This is a genomic window from Peribacillus sp. NPDC097675 (genome assembly GCF_050277655.1).
GTDB lineage: Bacteria > Bacillota > Bacilli > Bacillales > DSM-1321 > Peribacillus.
This window is the reverse complement of sequence record NZ_JBNNSK010000002.1, coordinates 274,510-292,882: the sequence shown is the minus strand read 5'-3', so window position 1 is coordinate 292,882 and position 18,373 is coordinate 274,510. Positions and strand designations below refer to the sequence as shown.

The 18,373-nt window shown below is 39.3% G+C and carries 19 protein-coding genes; all 19 read left to right on the top strand.

What is annotated here, in order from left to right; all coding sequences use genetic code 11:
• Positions 1 to 3: 3 nt before the first annotated feature.
• The 19 genes from fliR to ACQKL5_RS04555 all read left to right on the top strand — a co-directional run bounded on the left by fliR (position 4) and on the right by ACQKL5_RS04555 (position 18,333).
• Entirely contained in the window at positions 4 to 780 is a 777-nt protein-coding gene (gene fliR, locus ACQKL5_RS04645) for a flagellar biosynthetic protein FliR (protein ID WP_427606845.1), read from the top strand.
• A 2-nt stretch (positions 781 to 782) separates the two neighbouring features.
• Complete coding sequence (flhB, locus tag ACQKL5_RS04640) at positions 783 to 1,865, top strand: flagellar biosynthesis protein FlhB (protein ID WP_427606844.1); 1,083 nt, start codon at positions 783 to 785, stop codon at positions 1,863 to 1,865.
• 37 nt (positions 1,866 to 1,902) lie between these two features.
• Complete coding sequence (flhA, locus tag ACQKL5_RS04635) at positions 1,903 to 3,939, top strand: flagellar biosynthesis protein FlhA (protein WP_427606843.1); 2,037 nt, start codon at positions 1,903 to 1,905, stop codon at positions 3,937 to 3,939.
• A complete protein-coding gene (gene flhF / locus ACQKL5_RS04630; RefSeq protein WP_427606842.1) occupies positions 3,936 to 5,108 on the top strand; it encodes a flagellar biosynthesis protein FlhF in 1,173 nt (390 codons plus the stop codon). The genes flhA and flhF overlap by 4 nt, the downstream gene beginning before the upstream one ends.
• A 22-nt stretch (positions 5,109 to 5,130) precedes the next feature.
• The gene (locus ACQKL5_RS04625) at positions 5,131 to 5,958 is read left to right on the top strand and encodes a MinD/ParA family protein (RefSeq protein WP_427606841.1); all 828 of its coding nucleotides are present in this window, start codon (positions 5,131 to 5,133) and stop codon (positions 5,956 to 5,958) included.
• A gap of 10 nt (positions 5,959 to 5,968) precedes the next feature.
• Positions 5,969 to 7,066, top strand: coding sequence for a protein-glutamate methylesterase/protein-glutamine glutaminase (locus ACQKL5_RS04620; protein ID WP_427606840.1), 1,098 nt, complete (start codon positions 5,969 to 5,971; stop codon positions 7,064 to 7,066).
• 20 nt (positions 7,067 to 7,086) lie between these two features.
• Complete coding sequence (locus tag ACQKL5_RS04615; protein ID WP_427606839.1) at positions 7,087 to 9,129, top strand: chemotaxis protein CheW; 2,043 nt, start codon at positions 7,087 to 7,089, stop codon at positions 9,127 to 9,129.
• 135 nt (positions 9,130 to 9,264) lie between these two features.
• Positions 9,265 to 9,735, top strand: coding sequence for a chemotaxis protein CheW (locus ACQKL5_RS04610; protein WP_427606838.1), 471 nt, complete (start codon positions 9,265 to 9,267; stop codon positions 9,733 to 9,735).
• Between the two features lie 4 nt (positions 9,736 to 9,739).
• The gene (locus ACQKL5_RS04605) at positions 9,740 to 10,378 is read left to right on the top strand and encodes a chemotaxis protein CheC (RefSeq protein ID WP_427606837.1); all 639 of its coding nucleotides are present in this window, start codon (positions 9,740 to 9,742) and stop codon (positions 10,376 to 10,378) included.
• Complete coding sequence (locus tag ACQKL5_RS04600; RefSeq protein ID WP_427606836.1) at positions 10,371 to 10,874, top strand: chemotaxis protein CheD; 504 nt, start codon at positions 10,371 to 10,373, stop codon at positions 10,872 to 10,874. The genes ACQKL5_RS04605 and ACQKL5_RS04600 overlap by 8 nt, the downstream gene beginning before the upstream one ends.
• A 122-nt stretch (positions 10,875 to 10,996) precedes the next feature.
• Complete coding sequence (locus tag ACQKL5_RS04595; protein WP_427606835.1) at positions 10,997 to 11,764, top strand: FliA/WhiG family RNA polymerase sigma factor; 768 nt, start codon at positions 10,997 to 10,999, stop codon at positions 11,762 to 11,764.
• Positions 11,765 to 11,958: 194 nt separating this feature from the next.
• Positions 11,959 to 12,255, top strand: coding sequence for a hypothetical protein (locus ACQKL5_RS04590; protein ID WP_427606834.1), 297 nt, complete (start codon positions 11,959 to 11,961; stop codon positions 12,253 to 12,255).
• A gap of 11 nt (positions 12,256 to 12,266) precedes the next feature.
• Entirely contained in the window at positions 12,267 to 12,905 is a 639-nt protein-coding gene (locus tag ACQKL5_RS04585; RefSeq protein WP_427606833.1) for a DUF6115 domain-containing protein, read from the top strand.
• 151 nt (positions 12,906 to 13,056) lie between these two features.
• Entirely contained in the window at positions 13,057 to 13,770 is a 714-nt protein-coding gene (gene rpsB, locus ACQKL5_RS04580; protein WP_402868377.1) for a 30S ribosomal protein S2, read from the top strand.
• A gap of 289 nt (positions 13,771 to 14,059) precedes the next feature.
• Entirely contained in the window at positions 14,060 to 14,944 is an 885-nt protein-coding gene (gene tsf / locus ACQKL5_RS04575; RefSeq protein ID WP_427606832.1) for a translation elongation factor Ts, read from the top strand.
• A gap of 132 nt (positions 14,945 to 15,076) precedes the next feature.
• Positions 15,077 to 15,793, top strand: coding sequence for a UMP kinase (pyrH, locus tag ACQKL5_RS04570; protein WP_402967968.1), 717 nt, complete (start codon positions 15,077 to 15,079; stop codon positions 15,791 to 15,793).
• Between the two features lie 3 nt (positions 15,794 to 15,796).
• Entirely contained in the window at positions 15,797 to 16,354 is a 558-nt protein-coding gene (frr, locus tag ACQKL5_RS04565; protein ID WP_427606831.1) for a ribosome recycling factor, read from the top strand.
• A gap of 382 nt (positions 16,355 to 16,736) precedes the next feature.
• Complete coding sequence (locus tag ACQKL5_RS04560; protein ID WP_427606830.1) at positions 16,737 to 17,510, top strand: isoprenyl transferase; 774 nt, start codon at positions 16,737 to 16,739, stop codon at positions 17,508 to 17,510.
• A gap of 25 nt (positions 17,511 to 17,535) precedes the next feature.
• Positions 17,536 to 18,333, top strand: a complete 798-nt coding sequence (locus tag ACQKL5_RS04555; RefSeq protein WP_427606829.1) for a phosphatidate cytidylyltransferase — start codon at positions 17,536 to 17,538, stop codon at positions 18,331 to 18,333.
• Positions 18,334 to 18,373 lie beyond the last annotated feature (40 nt).

The following is an 18,373-nucleotide window of genomic DNA, read 5'->3' as shown; positions in this document are numbered from 1 at the left end:
AGTATGGATGAAATATTCCCTTACTTTCCTGCATTTCTATTAATGGTGGTTAGAGTCACAACCTTTTTCGTGGCCATGCCAATTTTTTCGTATCGGTCTATCCCAATACAACATAGAGTTGGGTTGGGAGTTTTCCTGGCTTGGATTATGTACTATACCATCGATGCACCGGTTCTGGCTTTGGATGTCACCTTTTATTTATTGATCATAAAGGAAGCGCTCGTAGGACTTTTCATCGGGTTTGCAGCTTATATGATATTATCCGCAGTCCAGATTGCCGGTGGGTTGATCGATTTTCAACTGGGATTTTCGATAGCGAATGTTATTGACCCTCAAACAGGAGCTCAAAGTCCCTTGATGGGACAATATTTATATACGATTGCCTTATTGTTTCTTCTAAGTACAAATGGTCATCATTTGCTATTGGATGGGATTTTCTATAGCTATCAATTCATCCCAATTGACCAGTTATACGTGCCATTCGGCGATCAATCAATAATAGAGTACTTAGCCAAAGCATTCAGTAAAGCATTTATGATTGCTTTTCAAATGGCCATCCCGGTAGTGGGAAGCATATTTTTAGTGGACGTCACGCTCGGCATCCTAGCAAGGACGGTTCCTCAACTAAACGTATTTGTTGTCGGTATACCTGTGAAAATCATCGTGGGTTTATCCGTAGTTATCATTGTCATGGGAATGATGATGACGGTCGTGACACAACTATTTAATTTCATTCTCCTGACGATGCGTCAGTTAATGCAGCTGATCGGGGGCTTATGAAAATGGAATGGATACATCTGGATTTACAGTTTTTCGCCGGTGAAAAAACCGAAAAGGCGACCCCGAAAAAACGTCAGGATTCAAAGAAAAAAGGACAAGTTGCCAAAAGTCAGGATGTTAATACAGCAATTAATCTGATTACAGTATTTTCGGTTCTGCTTATGATGGGACCGTTCATGTACAATCATTTGTTTACCCTTGTTAGGAAATACCTACAGGACTTCACGATTACCGACTTTAGTGAAGAAAACATGCAAGTTATCTTGATTGAGATCCTTATGGAGATGGGACTTATTTTAGGTCCTGTTTTTGTGGCAGCGGTGGTAGCTGGGGTGTTAGCCAACGTAATGCAGGTTGGTTTTATGTTTTCTACGGAATCGATTCAGTTCAAGCTTGAAAAATTGGACCCCATTAAAGGATTTAAGCGGATTTTTTCCATGAGAGCCATTGTTGAGTTATTGAAATCCATACTTAAGATATCATTTGTTGGTTTTGTTGCTTTTTATGTACTCTGGAACCGTATGGAAGAGATTATGATTTTATCACAGATATCTGTGGCAGATGCAATGGCAACATTGGCGGATATTACGATTAAAGTAGGCTATTATGCCGCCGTGGCTTTATTGTTCATTGCACTATTGGACTATATGTATCAAAAATATGACTTTGAAAAAAATATCCGCATGTCTAAGCAGGATATTAAGGATGAATATAAAAATTCTGAAGGCGATCCGCTCATTAAATCAAAGATTAAGCAAAAGCAACGCCAGATGGCTGCTCAGCGAATGATGCAGGAAGTGCCGAATGCGGACGTCGTCATTACAAACCCGACGCATTTTGCCATTGCTTTAAAATATGATGAAAATAAAGCGGAAGCTCCTTTTGTCGTGGCAAAGGGTGTAGACTTCGTTGCTCAGAAGATTAAATATATCGCAAAAGAAAACGATGTCGTCATGGTGGAAAATCGACCGTTGGCAAGATCATTATATGATCTTGCCGACGTTGGGCAGGCGATACCGGAAGAATTTTTTAAGGCAGTCGCAGAAATACTGGCCTTTGTTTATAAAACGAAAGGCAAGCTTTAAAAGGTAGATTGTTACCTGTTAGTTAGGAGAGAAAAACATGCGAGCAAGAGATTTAGTTGTCATATCAAGTGTCATCATGATTGTTGCCATGCTGGTCATTCCATTACCGACTTGGCTGTTAAGTATTTTACTTCTTTTAAATATATCTCTTGCGCTGTTAGTTCTATTGACTACGATGAATATGAAAGAGCCACTTGAGTTCTCTATCTTTCCATCCCTGCTCTTATTATTAACATTATTCAGGCTCGGATTGAATGTGTCCACGACTCGCGCCATTCTGACTTATGGGGATGCTGGTGGTGTAGTGGAAACCTTTGGCTCTTTTGTGGTCGGAGGGAATGTGCTTGTAGGGTTAGTAGTGTTTATCATCTTGGTTATTATCAACTTTATTGTCATCACGAAAGGTTCCGAAAGGGTATCGGAAGTAGCAGCAAGATTCACGCTGGATGCGATGCCTGGGAAACAGATGGCGATTGATGCTGATTTAAATGCTGGAATGATTTCCGAAGGCGAAGCACGTACAAGACGTGAAAAAATCAGCAACGAGGCTGATTTTTATGGATCCATGGACGGGGCGAGCAAGTTTGTAAAAGGTGATGCCATCGCCGGAATCATCATCGTCATCATCAACTTGATTTTTGGGATGATTATCGGTGTCATGCAACTGGACATGAGCTTTGGTGAGTCAGCTATCCATTTCTCCATGTTATCGGTGGGCGATGGAATTGTCAGTCAAGTTCCGGCATTACTGATTTCAACTGCAACAGGGATTGTCGTGACACGTGCAGCCTCGAATGGTAATTTAGGGGCGGATATCGTTGGGCAGTTATTCCAATTTCCTAAAATGCTGTACTTGACAGCAGCAACGATATTCCTATTGGGAATATTCACTCCGATTTCGGATGTATTCACGATACCGATTGCAGCTTTATTGGTATTGGGAGGGTATGTCATTTCCAAAACACCACAGCCTGATGAAAATGAAATTCAGGAAATGGAAGAAGTACTGGAAACGGACGAGATGAAAAGTCCTGAAAGCGTCGTAAACCTATTGAGTGTCGATCCTATCGAATTTGAGTTTGGTTACGGACTTATTCCTCTGGCCGATACGAATCAGGGAGGAGACCTTCTCGATAGGGTGGTGATGATCCGTAGGCAGCTTGCGATTGAAATGGGGCTCATCATCCCGGTCGTCAGGATTCGGGATAATATCCAATTGAACCCTAATGAGTATCGTTTGAAAATCAAGGGTAATGAAATTGCTAATGGAGAATTGCTTTTGAATCACTATTTAGCCATGAGTCCAGGCATAGAAGACGATACAATAGAAGGAATTGATACGGTTGAACCTTCATTTGGGCTACCGGCAAAATGGATTACGGAAGACATGAAAGAACATGCCGAGATGATGGGCTATACCGTGGTCGATCCTCCGAGCGTGGTATCCACGCATTTAACGGAAGTCATCAAAGCTAATGCTCATGAACTTTTGGGCAGGCAGGAGACGAAACAATTAATTGATCATCTTAGAGAAACGTCGCCAATTCTTGTCGAGGAAGTCACTCCTAATCCATTGTCGATAGGGGATGTCCAAAAGGTATTGGCAAAGCTATTGAAAGAAAAAATTTCGATAAGGAACTTACCAATCATATTTGAAACACTTGCAGATTACGGTAAGTTATCTACAGATACGGATTTGCTTACTGAATACGTACGCCAGAATTTAGCGAGACAAATTACAAATTCCTTTATCTCAGGAGAAAATCAGATAAAAGTCATTACTCTATCGGGAAAAGTGGAGAAGGCGATTGCAGATGCGGTACAACAAACTGAACATGGTAACTTTTTGTCGCTCGATCCTACCATATCACAATCGATACTGGAGGCAATCGCTGCTAAATTGGAAGAGCTGACGTTAATGGATCATCAACCGATCTTGCTTTGCTCTCCGGCTGTGCGGATGTATGCTCGGCAATTGACAGAACGTTATTTTCCTAATGTACCGATACTTTCTTACAATGAACTTGAATCGAATATAGAAGTACAAAGTGTAGGGGTGGTGAATATTGATTGAGGGTAAAAAAATATATGGCGCCTTCCATGTCTGAAGCCATGAAGCAAATACGGGAAGAATTAGGCAATGATGCGGTTATCTTAAGCTCGAAAGCGGTATATACCGGTGGTTTTCTAGGTTTATTCAAGAAAAGGAATATAGAAGTCATGGCAGCCATCGATCCGGTATCACAGCCCACTCAACCCGTAACTAAACAAAAAGAGAAGAAGCTGCCTACTAAAACGATACTTGAGAACTCGGTAGCAGATATCCGTGAGCCGTCTGTACCAAAACAAGTCAACCGGGCAGAGGATGAGCTCTTAAAAGAAATTGAAGGATTAAAAGGGATGATACGAAACATACAAATTCCTTCTGTTACCCATTATCCGGATAAATTACAACAGATTTATGAGTATCTCACCGAACAGGAAGTGGAAACGGTAATCCGTTCGCAAATCATGAATGAGTTGCTTGATAAATGGTTTGCTACTAAAGAGGAAACCACTGATCAAGAAATTAGAAGCTGGTTAGAAGCATCTTTGCGTAAACTAATAGAGCAAGTGCCAAACGGCCAGCCTGGTCTGCAAAAGAAATATATTAATATTGTGGGACCGACAGGCGTAGGTAAGACAACAACCTTAGCCAAAGTAGCGGCAGAGACCATGCTGAAGCATGAAAAGAAAGTGGCATTCATTACGACTGATACGTATAGGATTGCAGCCATTGATCAATTGAAGACATATGCAAAGATTTTAAATGTTCCAATTGAGGTGGCTTATAACCTAGAAGACTTTAAAAGGGCGACGGAACGCTTTTCGCATTATGATTATGTATTTATAGATACAGCTGGGAGGAACTTTCGCAATCCACAGTATGTTAAAGACCTCGGAGAAATCATCCACTTCACAGATGAAATGGAAACGTATTTGGTGCTGTCGTTGACCTCGAAGCAAAAGGATATGGAAGATATTTATCGACAATTTACTACGATTCCCATTAAGCAGGTCATTTTTACGAAAGCGGACGAAACGTCAACTTTTGGTTCGATCTTTAATTTTATCCATGCTCATAAATTGGGGGCCGCTTATATAACTAATGGACAAAACGTACCAGATGATATTGAAAAAGCGACATCGTCCAATTTATTGAAGATGGTTTTTGGAGCTAAAGATTATGAAAGATCAAGCTGAAAACCTGAGAAGGAGACTCGAAATGCAAAAAAAACATTCATTGGCCAAGACACTTGCCATTTTGAGTGGGAAGGGTGGAGTTGGTAAATCCAACTTCTCTTTGAACTTTGCAATCTCCTTATCGAAACTTGGAAAAAGGGTCCTGTTGTTTGATATGGATATCGGAATGGGGAATATAGATATTTTGACCGGACAGCATTCTCCATACAGCATTGTTGATTTTTTTGAAAATGGTTTAAGCTTGCAAGATATCATGACTCCAGGTCCGGAACGAATTTCTATCATTACAGGTGGCACTGGACTCACTAATCTTTTTTCTCTAGATGAAGATAAATTTGCACGTTTTAATGAAGAATTTGGTTCGCTGATTGAGAACTATGATTATATATTATTTGATATGGGGGCGGGTATCACACAGGACTCGGTGAAATTCCTTTTATGTGTAGATGAATTAATTATCATCACAACTCCAGAACCGACTTCCATAATGGATGCCTATTCCACGATGAAATACATTCGTTCTGTAAATAATAGGATCCCATTTTTTCTCGTTTGCAATAGAGTATTCACCAAAAAGGAAGGCAAAGAAACAATAGATAGGATTCGAAATGCTCTACGAAAATTCTTAGGCACAGAGCTGGTTGCACTGGGGTATCTACCGGATGATCGATCAGTTTCCAAAGCGGTTTCAAGGCAAATTCCTTTTATTCTTTCTTATCCTGAAGGTGATGTTTCTAAGTCTCTATCCGAAATCACATCTAGATATGTAAATCATACATCCGGTGAAGATCCGGTTATACAAAAAAGCAATTTCCTACAAAATATGAAACGATATTTTCTTAGAAAGTAGGTTTCCTTATATGGACAAAGTTAAAGTGCTGATAGTGGACGATTCCGCATTTATGAGGAAGCTGATTTCAGAACTTTTATCAGAAGATAACAGAATTGAAATCATTGGGACGGCTAGAAACGGTAAAGATGCTTTAATGAAAATAAAATCATTGAATCCTGATGTTGTTACCTTGGATGTGGAAATGCCGGTTATGGACGGATTGGAAGCATTGAATCGAATTATGGAAGAATGTCCGACTGCGGTTGTGATGCTATCGAGCACGACGAAGAAAGGGAAGGACAATACATGTATTGCCATGCATAGCGGTGCCGTCGATTTTATAGCTAAACCATCGGGTGCTATTTCGTTGGATATGTACAAAATTAAGGAAGAGCTGTGTGAGAAAGTTATGGCAGCTAGTTTTGCAAATGTTCACAAACTACAAAATAATGCTAGAAATGTTGAAAGAAGTCCTTTAGAATGGAAAAAATATAGTAAAATAGAAGCAAAAGAAAATAATATTATCGAAAAAAACATAAATCACTGGTTCCATGGGAATAAAAAGATAGTAGTTATTGGTACATCAACGGGAGGACCAAGAGCTTTGCAGACAGTATTGACAGGACTTCCTGGAAATCTAGATGCTCCTATCTTGATTGTTCAGCATATGCCGCCCAGCTTTACAAAGTCTTTAGCAGATAGGCTCAACTCATTATGCAGGATTCAAGTAAAGGAAGCGGAAGATGGGGAATTGATTCAAAAAGGAATAGCATATATCGCTCCTGGTGGATACCATTTCAAAGTTAAACAAATCGGGAAGAGCCTCGCGGTTGAATTGGACCAATCCGAGCTCCGAAATGGGCACCGACCATCGGTGGACGTGCTATTTGAATCAGTAAGTGAAATTTCGGATTTAGCAAAAATAGCCGTTGTCATGACCGGGATGGGAATGGATGGTTCAAGCGGACTTGCTAAATTGAAAGCAAATGGTCCCCTGAAGGCAATAGCTGAGTCACAGGAGACATCCATTGTTTTTGGTATGCCAAAAGCGGCGATAGCTACCAATTTAATAGATAGTATAGAGGATGTAGATAAAATAGCTAAAGCAATTATCGGCTATTGCTAACAAATGGAGGTGGAGATCGTATGGATATGAATCAGTATTTAGAAGTATTTATTGAAGAAAGCAAAGAACATCTTCAAACGTGTAGTGAACAGCTGTTGGTACTTGAGAAAAACCCGAATGATCTTTCGATAGTTAATGAGATTTTCCGCTCAGCCCATACTTTAAAAGGAATGTCGGCGACGATGGGATATGAGGATTTAGCGAATTTAACTCATAAAATGGAAAATGTTTTGGATGCGATTCGGAATAGTAAAATCATCCTCACTCCTGAATTGTTCGACGTAATATTCTTAGCGGTGGATGATCTAGAAGCGATTGTCATGTCGATTGCTGAAGGTGGAGATGGAAAACGTGATGTGACGAACGTGGTACAAAAACTGCAACAAATTGAAAAAGGTGAATCGTTGGATATTTCTGCAGTCAATGAAACTGCCGCTGCCACCTCTTCCAGCGAAAAAATGGAAGAAGCGATGATGGGCGAATATGATGAATTCGAAATGACTGTGCTGCAACAATCCAAGGAACAAGGCTTCAAAAGCTATGAAATTTCAATCAGCTTGCGTGATGATTGTCTTTTGAAAGCAGCTAGAGTTTTTATGGTGTTTGAGGTTCTTGAAAAGTCCGGTGAGGTGATAAAATCTAATCCACCTGCTGAACTTTTGGAGGAAGAACAGTTTGACCAGAAGTTTACTGTTACCTTGGTTACAAATGAATCAATCGAAGAGACCAAGAAAAAAATCATGAAGGTTTCGGAAGTGGAAGTCGTTGATATAAAGGCCCTTAATCTTGATGAACTCCGTCATGCCGCAAATGTTAAAGAAGAAAAAAAGGCCGCCGATAAAAAGCCAAAGGAAGCCACGGATAATCCACCTTCAACTGATATTAAAGAAGAAAAAAAATTGGTTAAGCATGCCCCAAGTAAGACCATCCGAGTAAATATCGAGCGACTTGATATCTTAATGAACTTATTTGAAGAACTTGTTATCGATAGAGGTAGACTCGATCAAATATCGAGTGATTTGGATAACCAGGAATTGCATGAAACAGTGGAAAGAATGTCGCGTGTAACAAGTGATTTGCAGACGATTGTGTTGAACATGCGCATGGTCCCGGTGGAAACAGTATTCAATCGTTTCCCTAAAATGGTACGCCAATTAGCCAGAGACCTAAATAAAAAAGTGGATTTAGAAATTATCGGGGCTGAAACGGAATTGGACCGTACGGTTATTGATGAAATCGGTGATCCACTTGTCCATTTATTAAGAAATGCCATGGATCATGGAGTGGAGACGCCTGAAGTACGTCGGGCTAAGGGGAAAAAAGAAGAAGGAAAAATCCTTTTAAAGGCTTATCATAGCGGCAACCATGTGTTTATTGAAATCGAGGATGATGGAGCCGGTATTAATAAAGAACGTGTTTTAAACAAAGCCCTTTCCAATGGGATACTAACAAAGGAAACGGCTGTAACATTAACGGATAAGCAAATTTATGAATTGATTTTCGCATCAGGGTTCTCAACAGCGGATACCATCTCGGATGTATCTGGTCGTGGTGTAGGGTTGGATGTGGTGAAGAACACGATTGAATCGTTGGGTGGATCGGTAACAATCGACTCTAAGGAAAATGAAGGATCCATATTCCTCATTCAGCTTCCGTTGACGCTATCTATCATTTCCGTCATGCTAGTTGAAATTCAACAAGAAAAATATGCAATCCCTCTTTCTTCTATTATAGAAACCGCCATTATTAAAAAAGAAGATATCATGAATGCCCATAATCAACAGGTAATTGACTTTAGGGGAAAAGTGCTGCCACTTCTGTTCTTGAAAGATATTTTCGAAGTGCCTGTACAAAATGAAGAAGAAGAGTTTCTGTCAATCGTGATTGTCAGGAAAGGTGATAAGATGGCCGGACTCGTAGTAGATTCCTTTATTGGACAACTTGAAATCGTATTAAAATCACTAGGTAATTATTTATCAACTGCTTTTGCCATTTCTGGAGCAACGATTTTGGGTGATGGCCAGGTAGCCTTGATTGTTGATTGCAATGCATTGATTCACTAACCATTTCGGAATATAGATATGAACTACATTCCTTCCTACCAATAGGCTTGCTTCATAGAGATTCTACCATCTGGGAAAAGTTCTGATGGATGGAGCAGCAATGTGGTTGAGAGGTAAAAAGAGGAGGGTACTTGAATGTCGACAACAAGTCCTGTTCAAGATATAAAAGTAATTGTGTTTCAAATCAAAGACAAAGAATATGCCATTCCGGTGGAAAAAGTAAGTGGGATTGAAAAGCTTTTGCATATAACAAGAGTGCCCAAGGCTGTTCCATTTGTTAAAGGAGTAATCAATTTAAGGGGTGTGATTACGCCTATTATCGATTTACGGATCCGTTTTGGTTTTGAAGAGGTGGAATATAATGATTCCACAAGAATCATCATTGTCGTCCTAGATGACATGGAAGTAGGCTTAATTGTCGATTCTGCCAATGATGTGCTCGATATTCCAGTGGAGAGCATAGAGCCTCAACCGGAAGTAGTCGGCCACTTAGCTTCAGAATATATTAGTGGTGTTGCTAAAATTCAAAAACGTTTGCTTGTATTAATTAATCTGGAGAAGGCTCTAAGTCTCGAAGAAAATGAAATCGTGAGAAAAGAAGGATAAAGAGATGTCATTTATTGATAAAATCAACCCTATCCACCTTGATATTTTAAAAGAAATCGGAAATATTGGGGCTGGACATGCCGCTACTGCTCTCTCTGCCATTCTTAATAGAAAAATAGATATGAATGTTCCTAATGTCCGGGTAGTTTCCTTTGATGAAATGATGGAATTGGCGGGAGGCGCAGAGCACGTTGTGGCGAGTGTCTTCTTGAGAATTGAAGGAGATGCCACTGGAAGCATGATTTTTATCCTTTCGTTACCTGTGGCAGAGTACTTCATTCGACAGATGATTGGGGATGAGACCTTTTCCATAGATTCACCACCCCATTCTGAATTGGAGCTTTCTTGCCTTCAGGAATTAGGGAATATCCTATCGGGATCCTATCTTTCTTCCTTGTCGGACTTTACCAGATTAAACTTATATCCTTCCGTTCCATCCTTGAACATCGATATGGTGGGAGCGACAATCAGTTATGGGTTACTGGAATTATCTCAAGTAAGTGATTCTGCCATTGTGATCGATACCGTCCTTGCACAGGATGAAAGGTTTGCTGAGACTATAAACGGTCATTTCTTTTTACTGCCTGATCCCGATTCCTTTGATACTATTTTTGCAGCTTTAGGAGTGACAATAAATGGCTGATCTATTGCAAATCCAAGTTGTTAAAGTGGGGATAGCAGACATGAATATTGTGAAACCTCCCTATTCCATTCGTACTTCGGGACTTGGTTCATGTGTAGGGGTCGTCATTTATGACGAGAAAAAAGAGATTGCAGGTCTGGCGCATGTCATGTTGCCCGATTCTTCACTCGCTAAGTCCGGACAAATTAATATTGCAAAGTTTGCGGATACAGCAGTGAAGGAGCTGGTCGAACGCCTCGTTAAACAAGGAGCAAGGCCGAATTTCCTAAAAGCCAAGATGGCTGGCGGTGCTCAAATGTTTCAATTTGCATCTGGAGGGGATTTAATGAGAATAGGGCCCCGAAATGTGGAAGCTGTGAAGAAGGAATTGGAAGAATTACGTATACAAGTCGTTTCGGAAGATGTCGGCGGTAATAGTGGTAGGACAATTGAATTCAATTTGACGGAGTGCATGCTTAATATCCGGACCGTAAATAAAGGAACAAGAAATATTTAATAGGGTATAGGGAATGGCACAGCTGGAAAGTGACGGGAACACTGCAATCAAATATTGTTGCACCTAGAGCCTTCAAGGACCGTTTTGACTACAAAACGTAAACAATGTTAGGAGGAAGTCCCATGTCTCAACTGACTATCGAAGAAGAACAGTTATGCTGGAAAAATTGGGTCGACTGCAGGGACCCGCAAGCAGGGGACGTATTGGTGAAGAAATATGTGCCACTTGTGTCTTACCATGTCCAACGTATATCAGTCAGCCTTCCTAGGAATGTCAGTCGTGATGACATTAGGAGCTTAGGGATGATGGGCTTATTTGATGCCTTGGAACGCTTTGATCCAAATCGTGATTTGAAATTCGACACATATGCTTCATTCCGAATTCGTGGTGCCATTTTGGATGGTTTAAGGAAAGAGGATTGGTTGCCCCGGAGTGCGAGAGATAAAGCAAAAAAAATCGATTCAGCTATTGAAAAATTGGAACAGAAATATATGCGAAACCTTACACCCAAAGAAATTGCATCTGAATTGAATATTCCAGAAGATGAAGTATATGTTGCAATGAATGAGCACTTCTTCGCAAATGTTTTATCTATGGATGAAAATCCACAAGAGCAGGATGACAAAGAAGGAACGAATTACCATATAAAAGATGAAAAAGCAGATTTACCTGAAGAAAATGTTTTAAAACAAGAATTGTACGCAGAGCTAGCGAAAGGTATAGAAACACTAAACGAGAAAGAACAGTTGGTATTACAACTTTTTTATAAAGAAGAACTTACGCTGACAGAAATCGGACAAGTGATGAGCCTTTCTACATCCAGGATATCGCAGATTCATTCAAGGGCGATATTTAAACTTAGAAATGCCATGCAGGATAAAAAAAACTAAGCTGGCTCTCATCTTTCATACAGCTTTTTTTCTGGAACTTGTGTGCAAGGCTAAAATATTTGTGGGCAAACCTTTCCAAACATATGGTGTCATCAGGAGAAACAGGATAACCCATCAGTAACACTTACAGATGATTAGTGAAAGTTGAAAGGATATATGGGGGTGGGTGGCTGTTGAGTTTAAAAGCGATTGAAATGCAAATTGCCCTTCCTAGAACCCAAGATGCTGGAAAAATCCAAGAGCAACTTCTACAAAAAAATCTAATACAACAGGATCATGACACCACTCAGGGCCGAAAGGAAGACGAACGAAAACAAACTACTGTTATGGCTGAAGAACAAAAACTTCCTGCTCATTTTTATGAAAAAGAAGGAAGTGCGGACAAAGGTCCTTTTCTCCAACAGCAGAGGAAGAAAGAAAATAAGAAAAAAACAACAGTGAATATAGATCCCCATCCCTATAAAGGTAAGAGTATCGACTATTCCGGTTAAGAGGAGGCACCATGTCAGGAATTTTTATGTTTCTCCTTTTTAGTCTAAACATATTCACGATTTTCGCCGTTATTGTTTTATATCTTAGACAAAATCGATTAAGCAAGCTAGAAAAGGAACAAAAAGCAGTCATAATGGAGATGGAAGAACTACTAACAGGCTATTTAATGGAAATGAAGGAAGATAACGAAGCGTTGATAAAGGCAGTTACACAAGCTGGTGCGAAAACAAATCAGAATAGAATCAAAGAGCAGGTAATTGTAAAAAGTCGATCTGTAGTGAAAGAGGCAGCACCATCAGAGGAATTGATGCCCCTCTTAAAAGAACCAAGTCTTACCGGGGCGAAAAAGCAGGCAGCGAATGCTTATAAGAACCAGAGTGAAACTGATGGAGAGTTTAAGCCTGCTGACGGAGTGAAAGACAAGCTTGAGCTTTCATCGGATGCTTCCGGTTTATTATCCAAAGAAATAGCCCAGGTAGTTGAAAAAGATTTCTCAGCCATGTTGCAGGATTCTTTAGAGGAATTATCACTAAATGAACAAGTTGACTATCTAAGGGAGCAAGGTCTTTCTATTGAAGAAATTGCAAAAAAATTGAATAGAGGCCAAACGGAAATAGAGCTTTTATTAAAGTTCAAAATGAATAGATAAATATTGCTTGATTGTATTCCTTGAGTATGATATATTATGAAATGGTGTTAATACACACGCCCGTGATTCTAGCAGATGGTGCTGTTTATACAGTTTCTGTAGGAAAATGATCGGAGCGGAGGAAAAACAAAACCATTTAGGAGGAACTAAAATGTCAGTCATTTCTATGAAACAATTGCTTGAAGCTGGTGTGCATTTCGGACACCAAACACGTCGCTGGAACCCTAAGATGAAGAAATATATCTTCACTGAGCGTAACGGCATCTACATCATCGACCTTCAAAAAACAGTTAAAAAGGTTGAAGAAGCTTATAACTTCGTTAAAGAACTAGCTGCTAACGGTGGAACTGTTCTTTTCGTAGGTACTAAAAAACAAGCTCAAGAATCAGTTAAAGAAGAAGCTATCCGTTCTGGTATGTACTATGTAAACCAACGCTGGTTAGGTGGAACTTTAACAAACTTTGAAACAATCCAAAAACGTATTAATCGTCTTAAAGATATCGAAAAAATGGACGCTAACGGAACTTTCGAAGTGCTTCCTAAAAAAGAAGTTATCCAACTTAAAAAAGAATGGGATCGCTTAGAGAAATTCTTAGGCGGTATTAAAGATATGAAGACTCTTCCAGATGCGATCTTCGTTATCGACCCTCGCAAAGAGCGTATTGCTGTTGCGGAAGCACACAAATTAAACATTCCACTTGTTGGTATCGTTGATACAAACTGTGATCCGGATGAAATCGACGTAGTTATTCCTGCGAATGACGATGCAATCCGTGCTGTTAAATTATTAACAGGTAAAATGGCAGATGCTATCTTAGAAGCTAAACAAGGCGAAGAAACAGCAACTGAAACAACTACTGCTTAATAGTGGACAGAGTTGCTTAACTAAGTGAGAAAAAAAGGTGATAAGAGGATAATGCCTTTTATCCCTTTTTTTTGCACTAAAGTAAGCATACATAAATCCCGTGCTTTTCAATTCACGGTTGATTTTGAAACTGGTGATAATCAAGTTGATTGGTCAGTACCATGACTAATGGATGTTTTTTTGTAAAAAAATGCTGCGATTTGTTGTTTTTGATGTTAAAAACAAGTATTATCTGGCAAAATGGGTAAAGACTGAATAAACCGCATTTAATTTGAGGAGGATTTATATTATGGCAATCACTGCACAATTAGTTAAAGAATTGCGTGAGAAAACTGGCGCTGGAATGATGGACTGTAAAAAAGCTCTTGTACAAACTGATGGAGATATGGATAAAGCAATTGACTTCCTTCGTGAAAAAGGAATTGCAAAAGCTGCTAATAAAGGCGACCGTATCGCTGCTGAAGGTTTAACTTCTATCGTTGTAGACGGAAACCAAGCAGTAATTCTTGAAGTGAACTCTGAAACTGACTTCGTTGCTAAAAATGAAGGGTTCCAAGTTCTTGTTAAAGAACTAGCTGCATTCTTATTGGCTAACAAGCCTGAAAGCGTTGAAGCTGCTCTTGAGCAAACAATGGAAAATGGTGCAAAAGTTGCTGATCATATCAATGCAGCAGTAGCAAAAATCGGTGAGAAATTAACTCTACGTCGTTTCCAAGTTGTTTCAAAAACCGACAGTGATGCATTTGGCGCATACCTTCACATGGGTGGACGTATCAGCGTACTTACTGTTCTTGAAGGCACAACTGATGCTGAAGCAGCTAAAGGTGTTTCTATGCACATCGCAGCTATTAATCCAAAATATGTTTCTCGTGACCAAGTAGACGCTACTGAGCTAGAGCACGAACGTGAAGTTCTTACTCAACAAGCCCTAAACGAAGGCAAACCAGAAAAAATCGTTGCTAAAATGGTTGAAGGACGTATTAACAAATTCTACGAAGAAATCTGTGTGAACGAACAAGCATTCGTTAAAAACCCAGATCAAAAAGTAGGTCAATTCGTTGAAGCTCTAGGCGGAAAAATCCTTTCATTCGTACGTTACGAAGTAGGAGAAGGTCTTGAAAAACGTCAAGAAAACTTTGCCGAAGAAGTAATGAACCAAGTTAAAAAAGACTAATTGATTGTAAGAAAATGATTAAATAGGGAACACTATGGTGTTCCCTTTTTTTTGAAAAATCATGGATTTTTGGTTTATAAGCAAGAATGAGCATGATGGACGAACAAATAGATTACATAGTTGGAGGTTCTCATGGCTAAATATAAACGTGTCGTATTAAAACTCAGTGGTGAAGCTTTGGCTGGTGAAGATGGTTTTGGAATTAACCCAGCCGTTATAAAATCAATTGCTGAGCAAGTTAAAGAAGTAGCTGAATTGGATGTAGAAGTAGCTGTAGTTGTCGGCGGTGGGAACATATGGCGTGGAAAAATCGGTAGTGAAATGGGCATGGATCGTGCAAATGCTGACTATATGGGCATGCTGGCTACAGTCATGAACTCATTGGCGTTGCAAGATAGCCTGGATCAACTTGGCATTGAAACACGCGTACAAACTTCCATCGAGATGAGACAAGTAGCAGAACCATATATTAGACGACGTGCTATCAGACACCTAGAGAAGAAAAGAGTCGTGATTTTTGCAGCAGGAACAGGTAATCCATATTTTTCAACGGATACTACTGCCGCATTACGTGCAGCGGAAATTGAAGCTGATGTCATCTTGATGGCGAAGAATAATGTGGATGGCGTTTACAATGCTGATCCGGTTAAAGATAAAAATGCCGTGAAGTATGATGAGCTTTCATATCTTGATGTGATTAAAGACGGATTAGAAGTAATGGATTCTACTGCGTCATCGCTATGCATGGACAATGATATTCCATTGATTGTCTTCTCTATTATGGAAAAAGGTAATATCAAGCGTGCTGTATTAGGTGAAACGCTTGGAACTATTGTAAGGGGGAAATAAAAGATGCCGAAACAAGTTATTTCGAATGCGAAAACGAAAATGGAAAAAGCCATTGGAGCTTACACACGTGAATTAGCCAGCATCCGTGCCGGAAGGGCAAACGCCTCATTGCTTGATAGAATCTCTATTGATTACTACGGTTCTCAAACACCGATTAACCAAATGGCAGGTATTTCAGTACCTGAAGCAAGACTTTTAGTCATCCAACCTTATGATAAAACAATATTGGGTGAGATTGAAAAAGCTATTCTGAAATCAGATTTAGGATTGAATCCTTCTAATGATGGTTCAATAATCAGAATTGCCATTCCTGCCTTAACGGAAGAACGTAGAAAAGATCTTGTGAAGGTCGTTAAGAAAGAAGCGGAAGAAGCGAAAATTGCAGTCCGTAATGTACGTCGTGATGCTAACGATGAATTGAAAAAGCTTGAGAAAAATGGTGAAATCACAGAAGATGATTTGCGTGGCTATGTAGATGATATTCAAAAGATGACAGATGGCAACATCTCGAAAATCGATGATATTACAAAAGATAAAGAAAAAGAAATTTTGGAAGTCTAACCACTTTTAAAAATTTATAAAAAAAAGGGCCGAATCCATTGTGGTCATGTCTTGTACTAACATATAGGTGTGTTAAAAAGAGAAAACTGTTATAATAAGGTTTCTCCGATTATGATTACGCCTGAGTTAGTAAGAGCTTGAAAACGATGGAGGAGGTCCTTTTTTGTCCTTTCGCTATATAAACCTTGAAAGGCATCCAATAATAATTTCTTTCCAACTTCTAATGAAGAAAATATTTTCATAATAATAATAATATGATAACAAGTTTTTTTTTGATATTATAATATAGATTCTGTTCTTTTTTAGAATCCATAAATATACATAGTGCACGTAAATTTTGCATTTGTAGAGAGATAAGTACAACCTAATGGGGGACTAACATATGTATTCACTATGGAAGCGTTTCGTTAAAAAAGATGCTTCTTCCGATGTAGCAAGTAGGATCCAGCATATTAAAAAGTCTAATGTTCCTCAACATATTGCCATTATTATGGATGGAAACGGTCGGTGGGCTAAAAAACGTGCATTGCCACGTGTAGCAGGCCATCATGAAGGAATGAAAACTGTTCGTAAGATTACGAAAATATCCAATGAGCTAGGAATAAAGACATTGACCGTTTATGCGTTCTCCACGGAAAACTGGAAGCGCCCAAAAAGCGAAGTCGATTTTTTAATGAAGCTACCACAGGAGTTTCTTGGTACATTTCTGCCTGAACTTATAGCTGAAAATGTAAGGGTGGAGATGATGGGGGATTTATCATTAATTCCGTCCCATACTCAAAAAGCAGTTAAACAAGCGATGGAGGATACGAAAAATAATGACGGTATGATTTTGAACTTTGCTCTTAATTATGGAAGCCGAGGGGAAATAGTCACGGCAGTTAATAGCATCATTCACGATTCGAAAAATGGTATAATCAAGGAAGATGTTTCTGAGGAAATGGTATCCAGCTACTTAATGACCAAACATTTGCCGGACCCAGATTTATTGATCCGCACAAGCGGTGAAAAAAGGTTGAGCAATTTCATGCTTTGGCAGTCGGCATATACAGAGCTGTGGTTTACGGATGTATTATGGCCGGACTTTAGTGGAGAGCACTTACTGCAGGCTGTCGAGGAGTACCAAAAACGTTCACGCAGGTTCGGTGGCGTTTAATGTAGAAGGCGAGGAAATTGGAATAATGAAACAGAGAATTATTACGGCAATCATTGCTGCCGCTATCTTCATCCCGATTGTAATGGTAGGGAAAGTTCCCTTTTTACTGATGGTCTACTTGTTAGCATCCATCGGTTTGTATGAATTGATGAAAATGAAAAAAATGCGTGTGTTCTCCTTTGAGGCTATTCTTTCACATGTTTTGCTGTGGATATTATTATTGCCGAATGATTATAGCACGTTTTTAACTGAAAATAATTATGATAAAGTACAGATTTTCTTAATCGGCGTTTTAGTGCTGTTACTTTATACGGTTCTTTCAAAAAATAGGTTCACCTTTGATGATGCAGGCTTTTTAGTCATTACGATTCTGTATTTAGGCATCGGTTTTTATTACCTCTTTGAAACGCGTGATAATGAATCTTTAGGCCTGGTCTATATCCTTCTTACTTTATTTACGATTTGGGCAACTGACTCAGGGGCATATTTCATCGGAAAAGCATTGGGTAAAAGGAAGTTATGGCCTGAAATCAGTCCTAATAAAACAATTGAAGGGTTCTTTGGAGGGGTATTTTCCGCATTGATTGTGGGTGTGCTTTTCTACGCATTCTCTTCTTTGGATTATTCTTTATGGCAATTACTATTGATTTCTTTAATCATAGCAATCTTTGGCCAACTCGGCGATCTTGTTCAATCGGCTTATAAACGTCACTATGGCGTAAAGGATTCGGGAAAGATTCTTCCTGGTCATGGCGGAATTTTAGACAGGCTGGATAGTTTAATATTTATTTTACCAATTTTACATTTATTGCATGTTTTATAATAAAATATAGGCAAGGTTATATAGAATTAGGAGATGAACG